The sequence below is a fragment of the Oculatella sp. FACHB-28 genome, assembly GCF_014696015.1.
In the GTDB taxonomy this organism is placed as follows: Bacteria; Cyanobacteriota; Cyanobacteriia; order Elainellales; family Elainellaceae; genus JAAUTN01.
On the sequence record NZ_JACJPJ010000085.1, the window covers coordinates 43513 to 65591 of the forward strand.

Genomic DNA, 22079 nt, shown 5'->3' on the forward strand with positions numbered 1-22079 from the left:
CGCAGAATACCTTCTCTTCTACGTGGAATCATCTGACAGAAAAGCTTTTAAGAAATTTGAGTGAAATTAGTGTTTTACTCATTGCCGCTTCAATGTTTCATCAATAACCTTGAATCATGCAACATTTTCTGTGTTGTTATTCCCTATCAATTGGCTAGACCTTCTTTAGATTTACAAGTCCAAATTGATGGATCTAAAGCAATTCAAGCTTTAACTGCGTAAGTACTAAACAAGCAAAACGATGAAACTAAAATACATTGCAACTTGTGCTGGGCTGATAGCGAGCAGCGTTCTAGCCTTCTCTAATGCTCCAGCTCAAGCTTTTTCGTTCACGAACAATTTTTCGGGCAACAATCCCAAAGGCAACATTCTTCTAAACTCAGTTAAACTCACCGATGGAAGCGTGATTGACGATTTTGCCCTGGTTAATCGAGCTAACATCATCAGCAACGATCTATGGACAGGCGGAAATACTGGCGCTGCCAGCGCTGATATGGGAGATCAAGCAACGATTGGCACTCAGCAAGAGCGGCTTGACAACAACAGTGCAGTCGCGGCTCTGGGCAACCTGAACCTGAACAGCATTATCGATACTGAAGATTCAGGACGCTCGGTCATTGATGTTTTCTTCTCCTCCGCAGTAGACAACTTGTTCTTCTGGGAGAGAGGCATGAACAGTAAGCTAGACATTCAGGCGCTTGATGCCAGCGGAAGGGTGATTGGCAATCTGCTAACTTCCTATTCGGGACAATGGCAATACGCTGGGTACGGCATCGATACGAAGGAAATTAGCGGCACTCAGCGAGTTGGCTCTTTGGGCATCAGTTTGGCAGACCTGGGAGTAGCCAGCCCAATCTTTGGAGTCCGTGTAGCTAGCCGAGGTGCTGCATACAACGGTCCGGATTGGAAAGTAGCAGGTTCAGCTACTTCTGTTCCTGAACCCGCTACTTTAGCAGGTTTGGGCTTGGTGGCAGGTGCGATCGCCACCTCTCGCCGCCGCAAAGCAGGCAATCCTGCTTAACTCGGTTCTTCTAGAAGTTAAGTGCCTGAGAAGGGGGTGGGACTTTGTCCCACCCCTTTTTATCTATCTCAAGAGTTTTGGCTTACAGCTTGTGGTGTAGGCACGCCAGCCGCCCCATTGAGTAATTTCAAGTTGGTCTTTGCAGAGAAAGGCTTCTCCAAGAACACCTAGAACCACTTCGCCATTGTTCAAACGAACCTTGCCAATGCAAAGCCCGGGGGGTTCTTGTAGCAAAATCTGGCAAACGCCTGCGGGAGGAACTGCCCAGATTTCGACAGCGATCGCTGCTCCTCCTTCAGCAACTTTCATCATGGCGGGATGGCGATCGCCAATTGACCAGAGCCGATAAGCGGGTTCTGTAATGGTTTCTCGCACAAATTCAGCGTCCGCTTTTTGCAAGTTTTGGTTTAATTCCAGTCCGCGCATCAGGGTGCCGTTGACTGCCAGGTAAATTTTCTTCATCTGCACCTAACCAACCGGAGTATTGACTAAATCCAGAGCAGCCTTGGGAGTATCCCAGCCCGTTTCTGCTAGTCCTTGTAAGACCGCAGCGGCGGGAGCAGTCCAGCCAACAATGCCGCCCTGAGCGCAAACCATTTCTAGCGTGGCTTGCTTGAACTCAGGGAAGTAGCTCTCGGTGCAGTCTTCTATTAGCAGGCACTCATAGCCGCGATCGTTGGCTTCTCGCATCGTGGTCTGAACGCAGACTTCGGTAGTTACGCCGGTAATCAACAGATGAGTGATGCCTCGTTCTTGCAAATGGGTAGCCAGGTTGGTGTTGTAGAAAGCGCCCTTTCCTGGCTTGTAAATGATGGTTTCTCCCAAGACGGGTGCCAGTTCTGAAATGATGCCGTTTCCAGGTTCGCCTTTGATCAGGATTCGTCCCATCGGTCCGGGGTCACCAATTTTGAGCGCAGCTTTACCCCGATTGAGTTTGGCGGGCGGACAGTCTGCTAGGTCATGCTGGTGACACTCAATTGTGTGAAAGATGGGTAAGCGATACTGCCGAAATGCCTCAAGTAACTGTTTTAGCGTTGGTACGATCGCCTGCAATCGGTTGACATCATTTCCTAAAGCATCTCCGAAACCGCCTGGTTCCAGGAAATCTCGCTGCATGTCAATGATGATCAGTGCTACGCCAGTCAGAGGCAGTTCGTAACCGTAGGGTTTAGCGGGAATGGTGATCATAGGTTTCCTCTAATGTCCTGCCATACTGCGTCCGATGGTGGCGAAGTCAGCTTGGGCGATCGCACTTTCATAGACAAACTTGCCGCCGCTGATTACGAGAATGCGATCAGATAGCTTCAGCAACTCGTCCAGGTCTTCGCTGACCAGAAGGACGGCGACTCCTCGATTGCGGGCTGCAACAATTTGACCGTGAATGAATTCGACAGCGGCAAAATCTAAGCCAAAACAGGGGTTGGCAGCCATCAGTAGTTTGATGTGATCAGCAGACAATTCCCTTGCCAAAACGGTCCGCTGCACATTTCCCCCTGAAAGATTGCCGACGGGCGTTTCAGGTGAGGGGGTTTTGACCGAAAACTGCTGGATTAAACCTTGAGCGGCTTGGCGCATGGCTTTCAAGATGAGCAAAAAGCCTTTTGCTTGGGGTGGACGGTCAAAGGTTCGTAGTGCCATATTTTCTGCCACGCTCATGTGAGGCACGCAGGCGTTATGGAGTGGTTCTTCTGGCAGAGCAAAGACTTTGTGTTTATACATCTCCCGCCGAGTGGCGTTGTAGGGTTCGCCGTTTACCCAAACTTCGCCGCTGGTGGCGGAGCGCTGTCCAGCTAGCACTTCTACCAGTTCTCGCTGTCCGTTGCCTGAGATTCCTGCAATGCCAACGATCTCGCCACTGTAAACGGTCAGGTTAACACCTAAGACTGCTTCTAAGCCGTTGTCTTTATTGGCACAGATATCTTTGATTTCTAAAACGGGAACCGGATCGGGATGGTCTGTTTTCTCGACGGGGGTGGGTTCGCGGCGATCACCCATCATCATTTCAGACATGTCGGAGACGGTCAGGTCACGCACCATGCCGTGTCCTGCAAATTTGCCTTTTCGCAAGATTGTGACTTCATCAACAAAGGCCATCACTTCCCGGAATTTGTGGGAAATCATCAGGACGCTGAGCTTTCCAGCAGTCACCTGTTCGCGCAGCAAGCCCAGTACCTCGTCTGCCTCACCGGGAGTCAAGACGGAGGTCGGTTCGTCGAGGATGAGAATTTTGCTCTTGAAATAGAGCTGTTTGAGGATTTCTAGTTTTTGCTTTTGTCCGGCGGCAAGCTGAGCAATGGGAACATCCAGTGGCACTTGAAAGGGTGCCGTTTTCATGAAGGCATTAAGCTGCTCGTATTCAGCTTTCCAGTTGATCAAGTTCGTGCTATCAAAGCGAGACAGCACCAGGTTCTCAGCTACCGTCATGGCGGGGACGGAGGTGAAATGCTGGTAGACCATGCCAATTCCGTATTTGTGGGCATCGCGGGGGCTGGCGATCGCCCGACTCTGCTGATTGATCAATACTTCACCCGATGTGGGTGTGTAAAATCCCATGACGCACTTGACCAGGGTGCTTTTACCGGCTCCGTTTTCGCCCAACAGCGCGTGAAAGGTTCCCGGTTTGAGATGCAGGGAGACGTTATCTAGAGCAACCAGGCTGCCAAAGCGTTTGGTCATGCTGACGACTTCTAGCTCTGGCGGCTTTTCGATCTCAACGGTGGAAAGTTTTTCGGTCGCGGTTGTCATGGGTTTGTTTTCCTCAACAGCATGGGGTTGCCTGCTTCACGAACGGTGGAACTGAGCCGGGAATTAGGGCTTAGCATTCGGGCAGAGTTTAAATTGGGGTTGCAAGGATGCCTACCGAATGCTAAGCCCCTACAGGGTTTGGAGGGCTTCGATTAGGGCAGTGGAGGGGGCGATCGCACCAAACACGCCGCCTTGCATGGTCACCATCTTTAGGGCAGCAAGGTGGTTGCCGTAGTCGCTAGCTCCGGTGCAGTCGGAGAGCAGCAGGCATTCGTAGCCGCGATCGTTGGCATCGCGCATGGTGGTATGGACGCAAACATCGGTTGTTACGCCTGCCAGAATGATGTTTTGAATGCCTTTGCGCTGAAGCAACAGGTCTAGATCGGTAGCGTAAAAGGAACCTTTGCCGGGTTTGTCGATAATCGTCTCGCCAGGAAGGGGAGCCAGTTCAGGAATGATTTCCCAGCCCGATTCGCCACGCACGAGAATTTTGCCGCAGGGTCCGGGATCGCCGATGCCTGCACCAATTTGGCGCGATCGCCACTGTTTGTTCTCAGGCAAATCTGACAAATCAGGGCGATGTCCTTCGCGGGTATGCATGATGTGAAATCCCTTTTTACGCATCACGCTTAGTAGCCGTTTGATTGGTTCAATTGGGGCACGGGTGAGGGAAAGGTCATAGCCCATCTTGTCTACATAGCCGCCGATGCCACAAAAGTCGGTCTGCATGTCGATGATCAGCAGCACGGTGTTGCCTGGACGTAGCTCACCGTTGTAAGGATAGAGGTAGGGTTCTGAGTTGACGTAAAGACCCATGATTCATAACCTCCTAAAGCCGGGTAGGTTGGGTGGAGCAAAGCGAAACCCAACGTTTGCAAAAGTTTGAGCTTGTTGGGTTTCATGCTTCAACCCAACCTACAGGGCTGACTAACCCAACACGTCGGCTGGAACTTCTTCGCCCTGGTAAGTGCGGGTTGGGGCCGGGAAACCGCAGGAAGTACCGTCTGTGTGAACGACTTGTTCTTCCCAAGGGAGGCGGTAGTTGCCGTTCACCAAATCCTGCATATAGGTATAGGGGCAGTCTTGCGCTCCGCCTTTGACGGCGGTGTAGCCGCGATGCCCAAACTGGTAGATGTTATTCTCAACTGACCAATGCTTGCGGGCTTCACGCACTAAGTCGGGACGCAGCTCGGCAGTAATAATCTCATCAGGACGGTGGCTACCCATTACTAGCGGAGTGCCGTCAAAGTTGACGAACATGCCTTCGCCCATCGAGTCAAAGGTGCCGTCAGTGCCGCACATGCAAACCGAGGCGGTGTACATCAGGTTGCAAAAGGCGTTTGCTTGATTGGTAATGCGCCAAGAATGCCGAATTGGAGCGGTGTAACCCGCCGTGCGAATCATGATTTCGGCTCCTTTGTAGGCACACTCTCGTGCCATTTCGGGGAACATGCCGTCGTGACAGATGATTAGGGCGATCGCACTGCCATTTGGACCTTCACAGACTGGAATGCCGATATTTCCCGGCTCCCAGGGTTCTACAGGTACCCAGGGATGCAGCTTGCGATAGTAGAGCCGCAATTCACCTTTGTCGTCCAGAATGATGCCGCTGTTGTAGGGGTTGCCGTGTGGGTTGTATTCCATGATGGAAAAGCAACCCCAGATGCGGTTGTCCCGACAGGCAGTCTGGAACGCCTCAACTTCTGGACCATCCAACCGACACATAATCTCTGGATTGGTGTCCATTGATAGCCCGTGCAGAGCATATTCTGGGAACACCACCAAGTCCATCGTGGGCATATTGCGCCGAGCTTTGCCAACCATGTCGCAAACGCGATCGGTTTGCGCTGCCAGGTCATCGGGCGTAACTACCGTTGGCAGTTGCAGTTGCACCATGCCGAGAACTACGCCGTTAGGAGATTTGTTTAAGCCGCCAAGACCATTCATAGGGATGAGGAATAAAGGATGAGAGATGAAAGGTAAAACTTGTTCATTACTTGTTCCCAGGTTCTATCTGGGAGTGCATTTGAAGTGGCTCTGCCACTTGTTTTCTGGAGGCAGAGCCTCTGGTTTTACATTCCAAGGCAGAGTCTTGGAACGAGGTTGATTAGAGATGAGGGTTTGAGTTCGGCAAATGAGGGTTTGAACCCGGAGAATGGAGTCCTGAACTGGAGCGATGCTGTTCTAAACAAGAATGATGCAGTCTTAAACAGGAACGATGTCGCTTCAAACAAGAACAATGCTGTTCTGAGTGAGAATAATGCTGTTCTAAACAAAAACAATGCTGTTCTAAGTAAGAACGATGCTGTTTTGAACAAGAACGATGCTGTTCTAAACAGGAATGGTAGGGGTTTGAACTAGAACGGTGAGACTTTGACCTGAAATGCTGCAACCTTGAGCTTAAACAGCGGAACTTTGTAGACCATTTATAAGGTGCGATCGCCCTACACGATGTGCAACTAGATTCCTGGAAACCTTGGTTTCCTGTGGAGCAGGCATCTTGCCTGATTGATTTGGACGGGCAAGATGCCCATCCCACAAGAGGCTAGAAAAAGTTACACATTGCGTTCCCTTGTCCCTCCTAAGTATCTGTGCCCAAGGCACCTGGCGCACCGGACAGCGTGCGTTTTGGTGAACAGGTGATGATCATAATCAGCAAGGTCAACACATAAGGGGCAGCGTTGAACAAGTAATAGCCCTGCTCAATGCCGACCGACTGAAGTGCCGGTCCCAGTGCCTGAGCACCCCCAAACAAGAGAGAAGCCCAGAGACATTGAATCGGGTTCCAGTGAGCAAAAATTACGAGAGCGACAGCCATCAAGCCTTGACCGCTAGAAACCCGTTCGCTCCAGAGCCCGGGATAGTAGAGCGATAAGGAAGCTCCGCCAATTCCGGCTAAAAAGCTGCCTGCTACGACGCTGAGCATTCGCACCTTGAAGATGGAAACGCCCATTGCTCTAGCAGCTTCAGGGCTGTCGCCCACTGCCCGGATAAACAAACCCCAGCGAGTTGATTGAAAGAACCAGTGCATTAGGGGGGCGATTGCCACACCCAACAAAAACAAGGGGCTAATCTGTAATGCCGACTGCACAGGCGGCAAACTGCTCCAGGCTCCTAAATTAATCGTTGCTAGTTGTGGAGCAGACGGCTGAATGAATGGCTTTCCCAAGAAAAAGGCGATGCCGCTGCCAAAAATGATCATGGCAATGCCCACCGCAACGTCATTCACCCTGGGCTGCTGAGAAAGCCAACCGTGAATTAAACCGAATACCACGCCCGCGAGTCCAGCGGCAATCACGCCTAACCAGGGCGACCCGGTGAGATAGGAAATGGCGTAGGCGCTCATCGCACCCATCAGCAACGTTCCTTCTAAACCCAGGTTGATTTTGCCGCTCTTTTCGGTCAGACATTCACCCAAGCTGACAAATAGGAAGGGCGTTCCCCCGCGCATCATACCAGTGGCGATCGCCAATGGTACGCCCCACCAACCGAGTGCTTCTGTTGCCATTAGTAGAATCTCCTTATAGGTGTGGGGGTTGTAGAGACGCGATTAATCGCGTCTCTACAACCCCCAAATTCCTCACCCCACCGCCGTAACTGCGGGTGTCGGTGGGGCCTTTACAATTGGCTCTTTGAAGATGGCAAACTTGCCGTAGAGCGATTCGCTAAATAGAACGACCAGGAAGACAAGCCCTTGAAAGACGAGAACGGTTGCGTCTGGGAGGTTGTGCGATCGCTGCAAAATGCCACCACTCGCAAGAATGCCGCCTAGCATGATAGACACGAGTGCCGCCGCTAGCGGATTATGTCGAGCAATGAAGGCAACCAGAATGCCGCCATACCCGTAGTTAGCATTTAGCGATTCGTTGGCGCGACCATGAACGGCTGCAACTTCAACCATGCCCGCCAAACCTGCACAGGAGCCTGCCAGGAAGCAAATTGCCATCGTTAGTTTGCCGACGGGTAGTCCGGCGATGCGGGCGGCGCGAATGTTTCCTCCCGCAGTTCGAGCGGCAAAGCCAAAGGTGGTGCGCTGAATCAGGAAGTAGGCGATCGCACAGGCAATCAGTCCATAAATCAGTCCATAGTGAATTCGAGTGCCAGGAATAGAACCCAACATATTAATTTCGGCGATCGGATAGGTGGAAGGCTTGTTGAGCGAACTGGGGTCGCGCATGGGACCACCGACTAAGTGGTTGAGCAGGGCGATCGCAATATAGTTCATCAGCAAACTGCTGATCGTCTCATTCACAGCGCGGTAGTGCCGCAATGCACCGACCGCACCAATCCACAAACCGCCCGCTGCCATTCCTGCCAGTGCCATACCGATCTGTACAACCGTAGGTGGGGCAGTAGACAGTGCCAATCCAGCCGCAACTGCACCCAAGCCACCCACGACTAATGCGCCCTCGTTGCCAATAATCACCAACCCTAGCCGAGCAGGAAGCGCCGTACACAAGGCACTTAACATCAGCGGTGAAGCTCGAATCAGCGTATTTTGAAACGTGCTCCAACTGCCGAATGCTGCCTTCCAAATCGAGGCATATACGCCAAAAGGATTTGCCCCCGCAGCCGCGCAAAATGCGCCAAACAGGACGAGTGAAAAGGCTAAAGCGCCAACCGGAATGCAGATAGATTCCAGGGTTTTACGATGAGTGACCATGGTGAAAGAATGAGAGATAGGGGATGAGGGATGAAGGATAAGGGGCGATTAGCTAGCAACGCTACCAATCACCCCTTCGACTAGATAATTCATCTGCTCCAGCACAGGGTCTTGCTGCTTCAGCGATTGACTCGCTTCAACCACAACTGCGCCCGTGTTGTCCTTAATCTCACCGTTGTAAATCACCATACTGCCGTCCATAAAGGCAGCTTTGGCGGCTTCAGCATCCTGCTTTGCCTGCTCACTCACTGCTGGACCGTACTCTGAAAGCTTCCAGAAGCCCTCAGCCAAACCGCCCCGGAGGATATGAGGAATGCTGCCATCCATCAAGTTTTTGCCAGCGTGAATGTCTTCAGCGATCTTGGAATAAACGCTCGTCCAATCCCATTCAGCACCCGTGAGATAGCCCTTGGGTGCTAGAGCCGTTTGGTCAGCGTGATAACCAGAGGAAAAAATGCCCCGCTTTTCTGCTGTTTCCATCACCACTTTGGGGCTATCCACGTGGCAGGTGAGCACATCAATTCCCTGGTCAGCCATGCTGTTTGCAGCTTCTGCTTCCTTGACTGGCAGGGCCCAATCTCCGGTAAAAATAGCCTGCGTCGTCACTTCGGGTTTGACACTGCGGGCACCCAGCGTGAAGCTGTTAATGTTTCTGAGAACTTGAGGGATTGGCTTTGCACCGATAAATCCTAATTTTCCAGTTTTGGACGTGTGAGCAGCAACGATTCCAGCAATGTACTGTGCCTCGTCGATGTAGCCAAAGTAGCTAGCTACATTAACCGGATGCGTTCCTTCCTGGTAAAGTCCACCACAGTGAAAGAACTGTACGTCGGGATATTCTTCTGCCAGCTTGAGAATGTGAGGGTCAAAGTAGCCAAAAGATGTGGGGAAGAGGACAGTTGCACCGTCAATATCGATCATGCTTCGCATCGATTCCTCAACCGCAGTGGTTTCTGGAACGCTGGCTTCTTCAACGATCTTGACCCAATCAAAACTCTCTACAACCCCAGCTGCGCCTTCTGCGTGTGCCTGGTTGTAACCGTAGTCATCTTTGGGTCCAACGTAAATAAAGCCCATCGTAACTTGGTCTGTAGCACCCCCACCCCCCTCGGCTGAGCTGCACCCAGTGCCAAAACGAGCAGTAATGCCAAAAGCCGTCGTGGCAAGCAAGCCTCGAATGACTTGGCGGCGAGATAGGTGTAGAAGCTTTCTATTACTCACGGTTTCCTCTCTGGAAAAGGGACGGCTATGCTAGCGACAGGCTTAAACGTGCGTATCGGTGATGGGTGCTAAGCTACATCACTGACGTGAAGAATTAGGGAGAAAATCGGGAAGAAATCGGGAAGACGCTTAAACGTACTCAAATCCCTGATACTGAAGAAACCTCGTTTTTCAGTCGTCACTTTTGTTCGTCCAACGTTTGCCTAACTTGCTCTTTTTGCCAAGCCATGACTGAACTAGATTTGCTCATTCTGACGGTCTACATCATCTCGGTTGTGTATGTGCTCTATCAGGCGATCAATACGTTGGATGACCAGACGACCTTTCACTTTGATCGCACTACACTCGATCAGACTTTGGAGGAGAAAGAGCTAAGGGATTTGATTAATCTCAATTTCAGATTTGACGATCGCTACAAATTTGAGGAACAGCCCAAAAAGCTATCGATGTCCCTGGAGAACAAATCCACTGACCAATCTTTTGAGGTGAATTGGGACCACAGTTCCCTAACCGATCACGAGGGGCGATCGCGCCGAGTCATCCGCCTCACCCCTGACAAGCGCTTCAACCTTTCTGAGCAGCAAGTCCCTAGCGTTGTGCCCCCTGGCAAAACCTTAAAGGAAGAGTTTACGGCTGAAGATATTCTCAAGATGAACATCGATGGCAGCTTGGAAACAGCCTCTCCAATCATTGATCTATTCGGAATTGAGAAAGCTGGCAAGAAGTCAGACAAGATGAAGAAACTCTACGCTGACTTTATGGAGCGCAAAGCAGACATTACCTTTTCGCTACGACTGGTGGTGAAGATGATTGACCTATCGGGTGAGGGAAGGAGCGATCGCTCCTATGTCTTGCCTGCCACTTTTCTGATCAAGAAAGTGCCGTGGTCAGACGCTCTTCCCTTCAATCCCAAAAAATAACCAACGCTACCAAACCCAATTTTCCCTATAACAGAGCAAATCCTTACGCCTCTCTAGCAAACCTCCCTAACCTTCTTCAGGCATCTACACAGAGATGTCTGAGTTCCGTTTGTTGACCAATACGCTTGACTCAGCCTTATAAAATAATTATAAATATCTAACAGACCTAATAAAAACAACTTTGTGAGTCTAGATTCGACAGATTACAAGGTAGTGCGAAGTCTAATGGATCAGGGGCGCATCACCTGGTCAGAGTTAGCTGGAATTTTAGAACTCTCTGCTCCTGCAACTGCTGAACGGGTTCGTCGCTTAGAGGAACGCAAAATTATTAAGGGGTATACCGCCCTAATCGACCCTGAATCCGTCGACTGTGAGCTAACTGCGTTCATCGCAGTAACACTGGAGCATCCACATCGAGCTACTTTCTTACAGCGAGTACAGGAATTAGCGGAGATTCAGGAATGCCATCATGTCACGGGTGACGATGATTACTTGCTCAAAGTACGATGCCGCAACACGCGAGGCTTGGAGCAACTAGTCAGCGAAAACTTAAAAGGGTTACCCGGAATTTTGCGCACTCGAACCACCATCGTGCTTTCAACAACTAAGGAAACTCCTGTTTTGCCGCTCCAATTCCCAGCCGATTTAGAAACGGTTCAAGGGTAGGTATCAACGACGTGAGGGACAGGTAAAGTCCTTGAAACCTGGGTTCCCTATGGAGCAACGAGATGGCTGCTCAATGTAAGCGGGCAAGCCCATCCCACAAAAAACTTAGAAGAAATCGCACATTGCATCTATCGAGGAGACTTTAAAGCATGGACATTGGATTTTTAGGGCGAGGACTGATCCTTGGATTTTCCATCGCTGCACCCGTGGGGCCAATTGGTGTACTATGCATACGCCGCACCTTAACCGAGGGAATTGCCTCTGGCTTCTTGTCAGGTTTGGGGGCTGCAACGGCGGATGCAATGTATGGGTGTGTTGCTGGATTTGGTCTGACGTTTGTAGCCGATCTGCTAGTTGGACAAGCGCTTTGGGTTCGGCTGATTGGTGGTTTGTTTCTTTGCTATTTGGGAGTGAAGACAATTGTGTCTAAGCCTGCTGAATCAACTGTTTCTAGCAAATCACGCAGTCTTTTCACAGCCTATGCTTCAACAGTTGTATTGACGCTGACCAATCCTGCTACTATTCTTTCGTTTGCAGCAGTGTTTGCAGGTTTGGGTCTGGCTAGCGCTGGCGGCAGCTACGCAGCGGCTGGAGTTTTGGTTTTAGGGGTGTTTTTAGGATCGGCGCTATGGTGGTTGCTGCTGAGTGGAGGAGTTAGTTTGTTTCGACGACGGTTTAACTCAAATGGGTTGCAGTGGTTAAACAGAATTTCGGGTGCAATTTTGCTGGCCTTTGGTGCGATCGCCCTCAGCTTGAGAGGGTAAGCTAACAGTTTCAGGACATGGTTAAACTGCTGAGTCAACTCAAGTTGCGTCAAATCATTCTAAAAATAGTGCTTGGGCTATGTCTGTTTCTGGCACTTGGCTCAACCTCCTTAACTCATGCGCTGCCAGCCCTGCCGTTAGCGCAGTCTGGGTCAGTGGAAAATTTGCAGCAGCAGCGACAGCAGATTGAGCAAGAGCGGGACGATCTACAGCGAGAGCGCGATCGCCTGCAAAATCTGGAACAGTCTGCCCAAGAGAGGTTGGGCGGTTTGCAAAACAACATTCGCACTACCGCCGCACAGATTCAGCAGAATGAGGCACAGATTAAAGCCGCAACAGAGAACCTGAAGAAACTACAGGCAGAATTGGCGATCGCCGAAAAAGGCTTCCAAGATAAACAGCTTGGCACTGTCGCTCGACTCCGTTTCTTGCAGCGGCAGCAGGGTGGTCAGGGCTGGGCTGTCTTGCTGCAAAGTAATAATCTCAACGAATTTCTCGATCGCCGCCGTCAACTCAAACTGGTTTATCAAGCCGATCGCCAAATTTTGGCTAACTTAAAAGCTCAATTTGACAACCTGAATCAGCGCAAACGCACCATTGAGCGCCAAAAGAATGATATTGCCTTATTGACCCAACAGCTTCTTGCCCAAAAATCTCAACTTGAAGCCCAGTCAAAAATTCAACAAGACCTGATTGCTCGCCTGCGCCAAGACCGCAATGCCCTAGAAGAAGCAGAAGCCCAGCTAGAAAGAGACTCCGCTACAATCGCCGTTTTGATTCGGCAGCGCCTTTCAATCCCGGGTCCAGTGGTTCGAGGTACGGGGCAATTCACCTATCCCTCGATCGGCATTGTGACTAGCAACTTTGGCTGGCGCGTTCATCCCATCCTAGGCTATCGTCGCTTTCACGCTGGAATTGACTTTGGCGCAAGTCACGGCAGCACAATTCAAGCTGCTGATGCAGGCGTGGTGATTTTTTCAGGCTGGTACGGCGGCTACGGCAATGCTGTCGTTATCAGTCACGGGGGCGACTTAACCACGCTTTACGGGCACGCCAGTGAACTTTACGTCAGCGAAGGACAAACCGTGCAGCAAGGACAGGCGATCGCCGCTATTGGCTCCACTGGATTTTCGACCGGACCTCATTTGCACTTTGAAGTCCGGCAAAACGGCGAACCCGTCAATCCCCTAGGGTTTCTCTAAAAATTTCATCTGCAAAATCACCAAAGCAGTACACTGCACAAAATACGTTGATTTGTCACGTTAGACTGGGGAATAATTTAGCTACAGCCTAGACCTGTGTTGCTCCTGCTTAAGACTCCGTGGCTTGCCTAGTTTTCAAGGTCTGCAATGCCCAAAATTGTCTCTGTTCACTCCCTCCGTCATGGCACAGGCAAATCTAACCTGGCTGCTAATCTAGCCGTTAGCATTGCAGAGCACGGACAGCGAGTTGGCATCATCGACATCGATGTGCAGGCTTCTGGAATTCACACTTTATTTGGGCTTGACGAAGATCAAACTGATCATGCCCTCAACTACTACCTCTGGAGCAACGTAGGAATTCAGGAGGCGACCCAGTCACTCAGTCCACTCCTCAAGATTAACCACGGAGAAATAGCAGTGATGGGAGGAGGCATTTACCTCACTCCTTCTAACATCAAGATTAACGAGATGGCCCAACTGCTACAAGAGGGTTACGACACCAGTACATTGAGCCAGGGACTATTTGAACTGAGTCACCGTCTCAAGCTCGACTATTTGTTGATTGATACAAATCCTGAATCGAGCGAAGACACGCTGCTGGCGATCGCCCTTTCGGACATTCTGGTGCTAGTGCTGTGTTTAGACCAGCGGAACTTTCAGGACGTTGCGCTCACGCTGGATGTCGCTAAGAAGTTAGGAGTTCCCAAAATTCTGTTGGTTGCCAATCAGGTTTCATCTAAGTATCTCCAGCAAGACGTTAGGCAACAGCTTGAAAGAACCTACGGTCATCCCGTCGCAGCCGTTTTACCCTTCTCCCAAGAGTTGCTGACTTTAGCCAGCAGCGACATCTTTTGTCTGCGCTACCCCGAACATTCCTTGAGTAAAGATGTCAGAGCGATCGCCCAACAAATTACCAACATTGGCGAAACCAAACGTGCACATCTCCTAAAAGCCTGGTTAACCAAAGCGAACCCGACTGATAGAGTGTCTGACCCTGGCGTTTCTAATGTTTGATTTGCTGCTGTTGCCCGACGCTGAACGTCAGCTTATGAACTGGATCATTCGGCGGGGCAAAGCAACTTTATTAGACTGCGTGAACCATACCGGAAAGCCTGAAGCACTTGTCGAGACCATCTTAGAAAAACTGGTAAAGCAAGGACTACTACAATTCAGCCGGGTTGCGGATGACGGATACTACCAAGCTCGACTTGCCTCAGAAAAACAACGGTTACTGCCCAACCAGATTTGGGAAGTCTTAAAAGACAACACCCCTGAGTAGCTCCCTCGAACTATCCCAAAAAGCTAACCTGGCTTTCCGAATCTCGTTCAGCAGCGAATTTTTCGCTCTAGAAATGAAATTCCCAAATCCCGGACTACCTTTGCAGAAAGGTCGAGGGTGGCAGCTTAGTCTTGACCTGGAGAAGGTTCGCAATGGCACAACACTTTCTGAGTTTGATGGACTGGTCTACCGCAGATTTAGAGGAATTGCTAGACAAAGCAGCTTTTCTCAAGCAGGAACACTTCAGTACAGGACACCAAACCGTAATGCGCGGTAAAACGCTGGCATTGGTTTTTCAAAAACCGTCTCTGCGAACCCGTGTCAGTTTTGAACTCGCAGTTCAGCAGTTAGGCGGACATGCGCTCTATCTCTGCAAGGATGATGTGGACATGGGCGATCGCGAATCCATTGCCGATGTAGTACGAGTTTTAGGTGAATACGTTCACGGCATTGCAGCGCGAGTCAGCGACCATGAAAATTTGCTAGAAATGGCTGCCTGGTCACCTGTCCCTGTGATCAACGCGCTAACCAAATACAACCATCCCTGTCAGGCAATGGCTGATGCACTGACTATCCAAGAAGAGTTAGGGCGCTTGTCTGGGTTGAAGGTAGTCTACTTAGGTTCTAGCAATCAAGATACTGCCCGCTCCTTACTATTTGCAGCCGTTAAGTTTGGCTTTCAGCTCATTCTCAGCAGTCCTGAAGATTTTTGGATGGAAGCAGAAACAATCGAAATGGCGCGGGCGATCGCGGGTGATCAAGTCGTTCAGTGCATTTCAAACCCTGTTGAGGCAGTCCGAGGAGTAGACGTAATCTACACAGATTCTTGGGAAGGCATGGGTATGTGGGAAAAGGTAAGTGAAGCAGAAGCAACCCGACGTTTGGCTCTGTTTAGTCCTTACCAAGTGAACGATAGCCTCATGACTCATGCGCCTCAAGCCCTAGTCATGCACTGTATGCCTGCCAATCGGGGACAAGAAATTTCTGATGCAGCCGCAGATGGGGCACAGTCCAGACTGTTGCAGCAAGCCCAAAATCGAGTGCATGTCCAGAAGGCAATTCTCCTGCATTTAGTAGGCTGTACTGCTGCGTGAGGAAAGAAGAGACATACCTTGTCGTAACGCTTTGGCTGCTGCTGTTGAGTAATGCTTTAGCCTGTCAGGTCTCTGATGTGGTGGCCGTAAGCGGTTTTTTGAGCAGCGTTGGAGTCAACCAAATTCTGCTGGTTTGGCTGGTAGATATGCTGCTCACAATTCTGATTACGGGACTGCAATCCCTGGTCGTCGATCGGTTTAACCGGGTCAGTTTGATGGGCTGGATGAGCTGTGCCTATGTGCTGATGCTGGTTGTTTTGAGGCTATTATTTAGCCTTCAAGCACCCCGTTGGCTCAACTATTCGCTCCTCTATCTGCTTGCTGAGCAGCAGTTGCTTTTCTTTCCGCTGGTGTTTTGGATTCTGGCAAACGATCTGTTTGACATGGCGCAAACCAAACGGTTGTTTCCGCTGATTGCCACAGGTAGCTTTGTCGGACAAATCCTGGGGTTGGGGTTAGCGGCGATCGCTCCCACTCTCCTCACTCAACTTCAGCTAAAACCGGAAGAATTGCTCAGTTTGAATGCATTAGTTTATTTGGCTGCATTCCTATTAACTCAGTCGAGATTAAAGGGCATCAAATTTAGACAAGCTGCTCAAAAGCAAGAGTCAGCGATCGCCACTTTAACAGAAGCCTGGAGCTTTGTCCGAGAGGTATCTTCTTTTCGCTATTTGACGGTTGCAATTCTGGCAATTAACGTCTGCCTGACCGTATTTGAATTTCACTTTTTAGTTGTCTCTAATCACGTTTTTAGTACTGCTGATAGCTATCAGCGCTTCTACAGTTTGTATCGCTTAGGACTCACTCTTACGTCATTTGTTATTCAAGGGTTTTTCACGAGTTTCCTAATCAAGATAACAGGCTTAAAAAACGCGTTTTTTGCACTACCGTTAGCTCAACTAATCGGTACTTTTTCCATGATGCTTTTTCCAGGAATTGTGGGTGGTGTCAGTGGTTTTTCTTTGTCTAAGCTAACTCAATTTACTATTGATGAATCTGCTCGAAAGTCTTTTCAGGCCTTTGTCCCTGAGGAACGTCGAGGCAGAGTCAGTATGTTTATGGATAGCTATCTATTTGCAATAGGGACTGTTATTGGTTGTCTAGCCATAGGCGTGATTGTATTACTTGGAATTCAATTTAATGTTTCGACTTATTTTTATGCTTATTTATGCATTGGATTGATTGCTTGTGGAGGGGCGATCGCCGCTATTATTAAAATGCGATCAGTATACGAAGAAAGCTTATTTAACTGGAGACTAAAACGACGGCAGCGAGGCAAAATCATCTTAGATAAGCTGAATCTTTAAAGCAGGGAGCTCAGAAAAGATTGGGGAATCTACCGTGAAATTAGGGAACGTAAAAACAGCAAAACAAAAATCTCAAAAATCTCATTTCATTAGCCTTCAGCTTAAAGTTTTAACAGGTTTCACACTAGTCTTTAGTCTTGTCTTTGCAGGTGCCTATTACTGGTTTTATCGATTTGCAACTAATTTTGCACTTGAACAAATTCGAGAAGATCTAGAAACCACGATGGAAGCTGCTGCAAGCGGCACAAGTACCGAAGATTTTGCTGCTCTGATTGACCAGGGCACACCTAGAGCCGACGGCTACAGCGATGATCCGCGCTACTGGGAACACGTCAACTGGCTAGCTCAGCTAGAAAGCATCGAACCTCGTGCCTACATTTACACCTATACCGCTTCTTCTACCCCCAACCAAATTGTATTTGTGGGCAGCGGCAGTGCAATTAACCGAAGAATCGACGGCGCAAAATTTCTGGAATCCTATGATGAACCGGAAGGAGGCATTCTACTGCAAGGGCTAACGGCTGAAATTTTTGATGCTGAGCCATTTACAGATGAATGGGGCACCTGGGTGTCTGGTGCAATTCCGTTGACCAACGGAGAGGGAAAACGGATTGGGGCGTTGGGCGTTGATTTTCGGGCGGATTATGTCTTACAGGTGCAGCAGCAAATTCGCGGGAGTGTTTTGATTGCTTTCACGACGACCTATGGAACGCTGTTTATCCTGGTTTGGGTTGTGTCTCGTGTTCTGACCCGACCCATTGTCAACCTCACCCAATCCGTGGAACGAATTGGGGAAGGAGACTACAGTCAGAGTTTGTCTTATCTTTCAGGAGAAAGGCAAGTTCGCGATGAAATCACAACGCTGGCTGAAGTATTTGAAATCATGGTTGGCAAAGTTCGTCAGCGTGAAGAAATTTTGAAACGCCAGGTTGCAGAACTCCGCATCGAAATTGATCAGACAAAACGCCAGAAGCGAGTCAAAGAAATTGTAGACACAGACTTTTTTCAAGATTTGCGAGTCAAAGCCCAGTCCCTTCGTAGGCGCAATCAAGATTTTGGTCCCGGCGCAACCTCAAATTCAGGTTTAGACCCTACTTCAGATTCCTCCTCAGATTCAGATCCAACAGTTCAATGATGGGAGAGCATAGCGTAAGAGCATTGAGCTTTTCCTCTATAGCTCGTGAACGCGGCTATACCAACGCAGCAAGATTTTTGCTAAGCGATCGGAGTCGTGGCGGACTTGTCCAGTGTGTTCGTCTTCAAGCATTACATTAGCGATTACAACGCGCCGACCTAACTGCATTACAGATTCCCGGTCTAGGAAAACGGGATGGGAGCCTTCTTGGGCATAGCGAATCAACGCTTGGGCAGAGGGCGTTTTCTTTTGTACGACGACTGCATCGAAAAGATGATGTCCGGCTGCTGCATCAATGGTGCGAATATGGTCAGAAACGGTGTAGCCCTGGGTTTCTCCAACTTCCGTCATGATGTTGCAGACATATACGCGCGGAACCTCACGTTGGGCGATCGCCTCAACAATTTCAGGCACCAGCAAATTGGGGATGATGCTGGTGTAAAGGCTCCCCGGACCCATGATGATATAGTCTGCTTCCCGAATCGCTTGAAGCGCTTTAGGTAAAGCAGGCGGATTGGAAGGAGTGCAGCCAATTTTAACAATCTTGCCTTGAGCCTCGGTGATGTGAGATTCGCCTTCAATTCGCCGACCGTCGGATAGCTCCGCCCAGAGCCGCACATCGCTCAGGGTTGCCGGAAGCACTTGCCCCCGTACTGCTAGCACTTTAGAACTAGCGGCGATCGCCCTTTCTAAATCGCCCGTCACCTCACTCATGACCGTCAAAAACAGATTGCCAAAGCTATGACCCACCAGCCCATCTCCAGCCCTAAACCGATATTGAAATAGCTCAGTCAACAGCTTTTCTTCATCTGCCAGAGCTGCTAGACAATTGCGGATATCTCCCGGTGGCAGCACGCCGATTTCTCGTCGCAGGCGTCCCGACGATCCCCCATCATCTGCAACAGTCACGATCGCTGTAATGTTGGCACTGTAGATCTTTAGCCCTCGCAGTAAGTTAGATAGCCCAGTGCCGCCGCCTAACACGACAATTCTGGGACCACGGTTTAACCGCCGGTGGGTCATTAGTACATCAATCAGTTCCTCATCCCCTTCTGGCATCAACACCTGGGTAATTGATCCCAGGCTGCGCGTTTGTCCCCAAAAGATAAACAGAATGCCAATTGCTATGGCGATCGGTCCACTGACATAGCTGGGAAAGAATGTGGTGACAGTTTCTAAAAAATCTGAAATGAATCGCCCAATGTAGAATACCGGAGTTCGGTTCGTCCAAATGGCTAAACCTAATCCCGTCAGCAGAACACCGCTAGCACTGACCAACAACCATCGTTTGACAAACAACCCTGGTGCTAGCCACAAAAACCATCGGCTGAATCGCACCGGAGCACGGTGGCGCGATTCATATCTGATCGCCTTTAAAGCTTGTTTCAGTAAACCAAATGACATTGCTGATCACGGGCAAGGTTAGGAAAGTCGACCAAAAACTTCTATCGATTGCTGCCCCTATGCTGGTATAGCTCATCTACTAGAGTCAAGGCAGATATCAAGTCCTTTACGTTAAATTAGATACACCATTCTCAGAATGAAAGTTGCAAAACTGTAATGCTTCCAACAAAGCTATATTTTGAGGGTTAAGCCGCCAGTAAAAAGGCATCAAGGCTGAATTCAAAGCTGAATTACAGTTCAAAGTTGACTAGGTTACATTGGTTTGCTCAATCTGGTTTTGAAATGTGTGCCACTTATGCAATCTGGACGCTAAACCCTAGACTTTGAATGAACTAGAGTTCAGAGTCTAAGGTCTAGAGTTTAATATTTTTTAGTTCCCTTGACCTGCCTCTCATTACGCTATGGCTGAGCCGTTAATTGAACTGAAGGGAGTTAGCAAGTCTTTCGGTAATAACGTAGTCCTCGATCAGGTTGACCTAACTATCTACCGGGGTGAAGCTCTGGCGGTGATTGGGCCCTCTGGCACAGGCAAGTCTACGATTTTACGAATTATTGCTGGACTGTTAGCCCCTGATTCGGGTGAAGTATTTGTTCAAGGACAGCGGCGGAAAGGGCTAGTTGATGATGCTCAAGATCCCATTGGGATTGGCATGGTGTTTCAGCAGGCAGCCTTGTTTGACTCGCTAAGTGTAGATGAGAATGTCGGCTTCTTGCTATATCAACATTCCAGACTACCACCCCGCCATATTCGAGAACTGGTCAACCAAAAACTAGAGATGGTGGGTTTACCTGGAATTGGCGATCGCTACCCAGCAGAACTTTCTGGCGGAATGCGAAAGCGCGTCAGCTTTGCCCGAGCAATCATGGCAAACCCAGAGAGACCTTCCGATACACCTGAAGTATTGCTCTATGACGAACCGACTGCCGGACTTGACCCCATCGCCTCGACCGTGATTGAAGACCTGATTCGCGATCTCCAATCCAAGTCAGGTGGGTGCACTACCTATGTAATGGTGACACACCAGGACAGCACAATTCGGCGGACGGCTGACCGGATTATATTCCTCTATAAGGGCAAAGTGCAGTGGGCGGGAGCTGTTAGTGAAATTGATTCCACCAAAGACCCTTTGGTGCGGCAATTCTTTAGTGGCAGCATACATGGTCCGATTCAGGTGGTGGGTTAAAGAAGTCGGTTAATCTGTTATGAGCATTCATTCTGGCGTTTGCCGTGTACTGCAAATTGGGTATTGCTGTATAGATAGGATGAATTTGACCAGGTCGATGGAATCCTTACCTGCAAATTCATGTCAAATTGAGCAATGCCGCAAATCGTTTTGAGGAGAAGTCATGCGATCGCGAACGATACGAGAAGGCTCCGTCGGATTATTAATCCTGGTGGGGTTAGGGCTATTTGGGCTGTTAGCACTGTGGATTCGCGGTTTAAATCCGGGAAGTCGTAGCTATCAGGCGATAGTAGAATTCCCCAATGTGGTTGGAATGCAGGCAGGTGCGCCTGTCCGGTATCGGGGTGTGGTAGTTGGCAAAATTCTGTCGATTCAGCCTGGTCCAAATGCAGTTGCGGTAACGATTGAGATTACATCTGCCAACCTGTTGATTCCCAGTGATGTGCTGATTGAGGCAAACCAGTCAGGCTTAATTGGCGAAACCTCCGTTGATATGACCCCGCTTGAAGAACCTTCTGCTGCCGTGATTGCAACCACTCCGCTGGATGCTGATTGTGATAACACAGTCATTATTTGTAATGGCGATCGCCTTCAAGGCAACGTCGGCGTTAGCTTTGAGGCACTGATTCGCTCTACGGTCGAGTTGACCAATTTGATCACTGACCCGGTGTTTTTTGGCGAAATTCGCACCCTGACTCGCAACACCTCAGAAGCGGCGGCGGGGGTTGCGGGATTAACACGGCAAGTTTCGGGGCTAACCCGCTCAGTCGAGCAGGATTTAAACAGGCTAACCACTTCGGCTGCGACTTCAGCTAACTCGGTCGGGCAAGCTGCTAACCAAATTGGCTTAACGGCTGCTCAAGTTAGCGTCTTGCTGACAGACAACCGCTCCATTTTAGTTAGCACTCTGGGTAACTTGAACCAGGCTAGCAGCCAACTTCAGCTTACAGTCAGTCGGCTTGCTCCTGCGATTGAAGAGGGAGAGCTGCTTCAAAATCTGGAAGTTCTCTCTGCTAATGCAGCCGAGGCTTCGGCTAATTTGCGCGATCTCACTGGCGCAGTAGGTGATGCTGATAATATTTTGCTCTTGCAGCAAACGCTAGATTCTGCCCGTGCTACGTTCCAGAATACTCAAAAGATTACTGCTGACTTGGATGAATTGACGGGTGATCCAGAATTTCGCCAAAACATTCGTGACCTGGTTGATGGGTTGAGCGGTTTGGTTTCCTCAACTCAGCAGTTGCAACAGCAGACCGCTGTGGCTCAAGTTTTAGAACCTGCTGCGATCGCTGTTGAGTCTGAAGACCTTGCCCCAACTGACCGTCTAGCTGTAACAATGCCAGAATCAGTCCGTTTGACCTTGCTCAATTCCCAACAGGCTAGAATGCGCCCCTATACTGTCACCAATTCAGCCACCCACTCAACGGAGGTGACACCAGAAGTCCCGGCTTCGGCTCCGGTGGAGTAGGTCATT

Annotated in this window: 22 protein-coding genes; 13 read left to right on the plus strand and 9 right to left on the minus strand. The window is 49.7% G+C overall.

Annotation, left to right across the window (positions count from 1 at the left end; all coding sequences use genetic code 11):
- The first annotated feature begins 241 nt into the window (after nucleotides 1-241).
- Nucleotides 242-1021, plus strand: a complete 780-nt coding sequence (locus tag H6F88_RS20625) for an exosortase-dependent surface protein XDP2 (protein WP_190644604.1) — start codon at nucleotides 242-244, stop codon at nucleotides 1019-1021.
- A 63-nt stretch (nucleotides 1022-1084) separates the two neighbouring features.
- Here the strand turns inward: H6F88_RS20625 and H6F88_RS20630 are convergent, their stop codons facing one another.
- The 5 genes from H6F88_RS20630 to H6F88_RS20650 all read right to left on the minus strand — a co-directional run bounded on the left by H6F88_RS20630 (nucleotide 1085) and on the right by H6F88_RS20650 (nucleotide 5713).
- Nucleotides 1085-1483, minus strand: coding sequence for a glutamyl-tRNA amidotransferase (locus H6F88_RS20630; RefSeq protein WP_190644605.1), 399 nt, complete (start codon nucleotides 1481-1483; stop codon nucleotides 1085-1087).
- A gap of 6 nt (nucleotides 1484-1489) precedes the next feature.
- The gene (locus tag H6F88_RS20635; RefSeq protein WP_190644606.1) at nucleotides 1490-2209 is read right to left on the minus strand and encodes an isochorismatase family cysteine hydrolase; all 720 of its coding nucleotides are present in this window, start codon (nucleotides 2207-2209) and stop codon (nucleotides 1490-1492) included.
- A 9-nt stretch (nucleotides 2210-2218) separates the two neighbouring features.
- Nucleotides 2219-3766, minus strand: a complete 1548-nt coding sequence (locus tag H6F88_RS20640; RefSeq protein ID WP_190644607.1) for an ABC transporter ATP-binding protein — start codon at nucleotides 3764-3766, stop codon at nucleotides 2219-2221.
- A 129-nt stretch (nucleotides 3767-3895) separates the two neighbouring features.
- Entirely contained in the window at nucleotides 3896-4582 is a 687-nt protein-coding gene (locus H6F88_RS20645) for an isochorismatase family cysteine hydrolase (RefSeq protein ID WP_190644608.1), read from the minus strand.
- A gap of 111 nt (nucleotides 4583-4693) precedes the next feature.
- Nucleotides 4694-5713 carry a formamidase gene (locus H6F88_RS20650; protein ID WP_190644609.1) on the minus strand — a complete coding sequence of 340 codons (1020 nt, stop codon included), beginning with the start codon at nucleotides 5711-5713 and terminating at the stop codon, nucleotides 4694-4696.
- Between the two features lie 84 nt (nucleotides 5714-5797).
- Between H6F88_RS20650 and H6F88_RS20655 the strand changes: the two genes are divergently transcribed.
- Entirely contained in the window at nucleotides 5798-6127 is a 330-nt protein-coding gene (locus tag H6F88_RS20655) for a hypothetical protein (RefSeq protein ID WP_190644610.1), read from the plus strand.
- Nucleotides 6128-6347: 220 nt separating this feature from the next.
- Here H6F88_RS20655 and H6F88_RS20660 read toward each other — a convergent pair whose 3' ends face one another.
- The 3 genes from H6F88_RS20660 to H6F88_RS20670 form a co-directional block, all read right to left on the minus strand.
- Nucleotides 6348-7274, minus strand: a complete 927-nt coding sequence (locus tag H6F88_RS20660; RefSeq protein WP_190644611.1) for an ABC transporter permease — start codon at nucleotides 7272-7274, stop codon at nucleotides 6348-6350.
- A 72-nt stretch (nucleotides 7275-7346) separates the two neighbouring features.
- On the minus strand, nucleotides 7347-8429 hold the full coding sequence (locus tag H6F88_RS20665) for an ABC transporter permease (protein WP_190644612.1): 1083 nt from the start codon (nucleotides 8427-8429) through the stop codon (nucleotides 7347-7349).
- A gap of 48 nt (nucleotides 8430-8477) precedes the next feature.
- On the minus strand, nucleotides 8478-9650 hold the full coding sequence (locus H6F88_RS20670; protein ID WP_190644613.1) for a BMP family ABC transporter substrate-binding protein: 1173 nt from the start codon (nucleotides 9648-9650) through the stop codon (nucleotides 8478-8480).
- Nucleotides 9651-9877: 227 nt separating this feature from the next.
- Between H6F88_RS20670 and H6F88_RS20675 the strand changes: the two genes are divergently transcribed.
- The 9 genes from H6F88_RS20675 (at nucleotide 9878) to H6F88_RS20715 (ending at nucleotide 18017) form a co-directional block, all read left to right on the plus strand.
- Complete coding sequence (locus tag H6F88_RS20675) at nucleotides 9878-10570, plus strand: hypothetical protein (RefSeq protein ID WP_190644614.1); 693 nt, start codon at nucleotides 9878-9880, stop codon at nucleotides 10568-10570.
- Nucleotides 10571-10753: 183 nt separating this feature from the next.
- Complete coding sequence (locus H6F88_RS34595; protein ID WP_347277719.1) at nucleotides 10754-11236, plus strand: Lrp/AsnC family transcriptional regulator; 483 nt, start codon at nucleotides 10754-10756, stop codon at nucleotides 11234-11236.
- 149 nt (nucleotides 11237-11385) lie between these two features.
- Nucleotides 11386-12000: a LysE family transporter gene (locus H6F88_RS20685; RefSeq protein WP_190644615.1), complete on the plus strand. Its 615-nt coding sequence runs from the start codon at nucleotides 11386-11388 to the stop codon at nucleotides 11998-12000.
- A 17-nt stretch (nucleotides 12001-12017) separates the two neighbouring features.
- Entirely contained in the window at nucleotides 12018-13202 is a 1185-nt protein-coding gene (locus H6F88_RS20690; protein ID WP_190644616.1) for a M23 family metallopeptidase, read from the plus strand.
- 147 nt (nucleotides 13203-13349) lie between these two features.
- On the plus strand, nucleotides 13350-14216 hold the full coding sequence (locus tag H6F88_RS20695) for a MinD/ParA family protein (RefSeq protein WP_190644617.1): 867 nt from the start codon (nucleotides 13350-13352) through the stop codon (nucleotides 14214-14216).
- Complete coding sequence (locus tag H6F88_RS20700; protein WP_190644618.1) at nucleotides 14209-14481, plus strand: hypothetical protein; 273 nt, start codon at nucleotides 14209-14211, stop codon at nucleotides 14479-14481. Before H6F88_RS20695 ends, H6F88_RS20700 begins: the two co-directional genes overlap by 8 nt.
- Nucleotides 14482-14633: 152 nt before the next feature.
- Complete coding sequence (gene argF / locus H6F88_RS20705) at nucleotides 14634-15575, plus strand: ornithine carbamoyltransferase (RefSeq protein ID WP_190644619.1); 942 nt, start codon at nucleotides 14634-14636, stop codon at nucleotides 15573-15575.
- A complete protein-coding gene (locus H6F88_RS20710; protein ID WP_190644620.1) occupies nucleotides 15572-16882 on the plus strand; it encodes a hypothetical protein in 1311 nt (436 codons plus the stop codon). The genes argF and H6F88_RS20710 overlap by 4 nt, the downstream gene beginning before the upstream one ends.
- A gap of 34 nt (nucleotides 16883-16916) precedes the next feature.
- Nucleotides 16917-18017 (plus strand): HAMP domain-containing protein, encoded by a 1101-nt coding sequence (locus H6F88_RS20715; RefSeq protein WP_190644621.1) that lies wholly within the window; start codon nucleotides 16917-16919, stop codon nucleotides 18015-18017.
- A gap of 36 nt (nucleotides 18018-18053) precedes the next feature.
- Here the strand turns inward: H6F88_RS20715 and H6F88_RS20720 are convergent, their stop codons facing one another.
- A complete protein-coding gene (locus H6F88_RS20720; RefSeq protein WP_190644622.1) occupies nucleotides 18054-19421 on the minus strand; it encodes a gluconeogenesis factor YvcK family protein in 1368 nt (455 codons plus the stop codon).
- A gap of 401 nt (nucleotides 19422-19822) precedes the next feature.
- Here H6F88_RS20720 and H6F88_RS20725 point away from each other — a divergent pair, with 401 nt between their 5' ends.
- Both H6F88_RS20725 and H6F88_RS20730 read left to right on the plus strand, forming a co-directional pair.
- Nucleotides 19823-20605: an ABC transporter ATP-binding protein gene (locus H6F88_RS20725; protein ID WP_190644623.1), complete on the plus strand. Its 783-nt coding sequence runs from the start codon at nucleotides 19823-19825 to the stop codon at nucleotides 20603-20605.
- A gap of 163 nt (nucleotides 20606-20768) precedes the next feature.
- Nucleotides 20769-22073, plus strand: a complete 1305-nt coding sequence (locus H6F88_RS20730; protein WP_190644624.1) for an MlaD family protein — start codon at nucleotides 20769-20771, stop codon at nucleotides 22071-22073.
- Nucleotides 22074-22079: the final 6 nt, after the last annotated feature.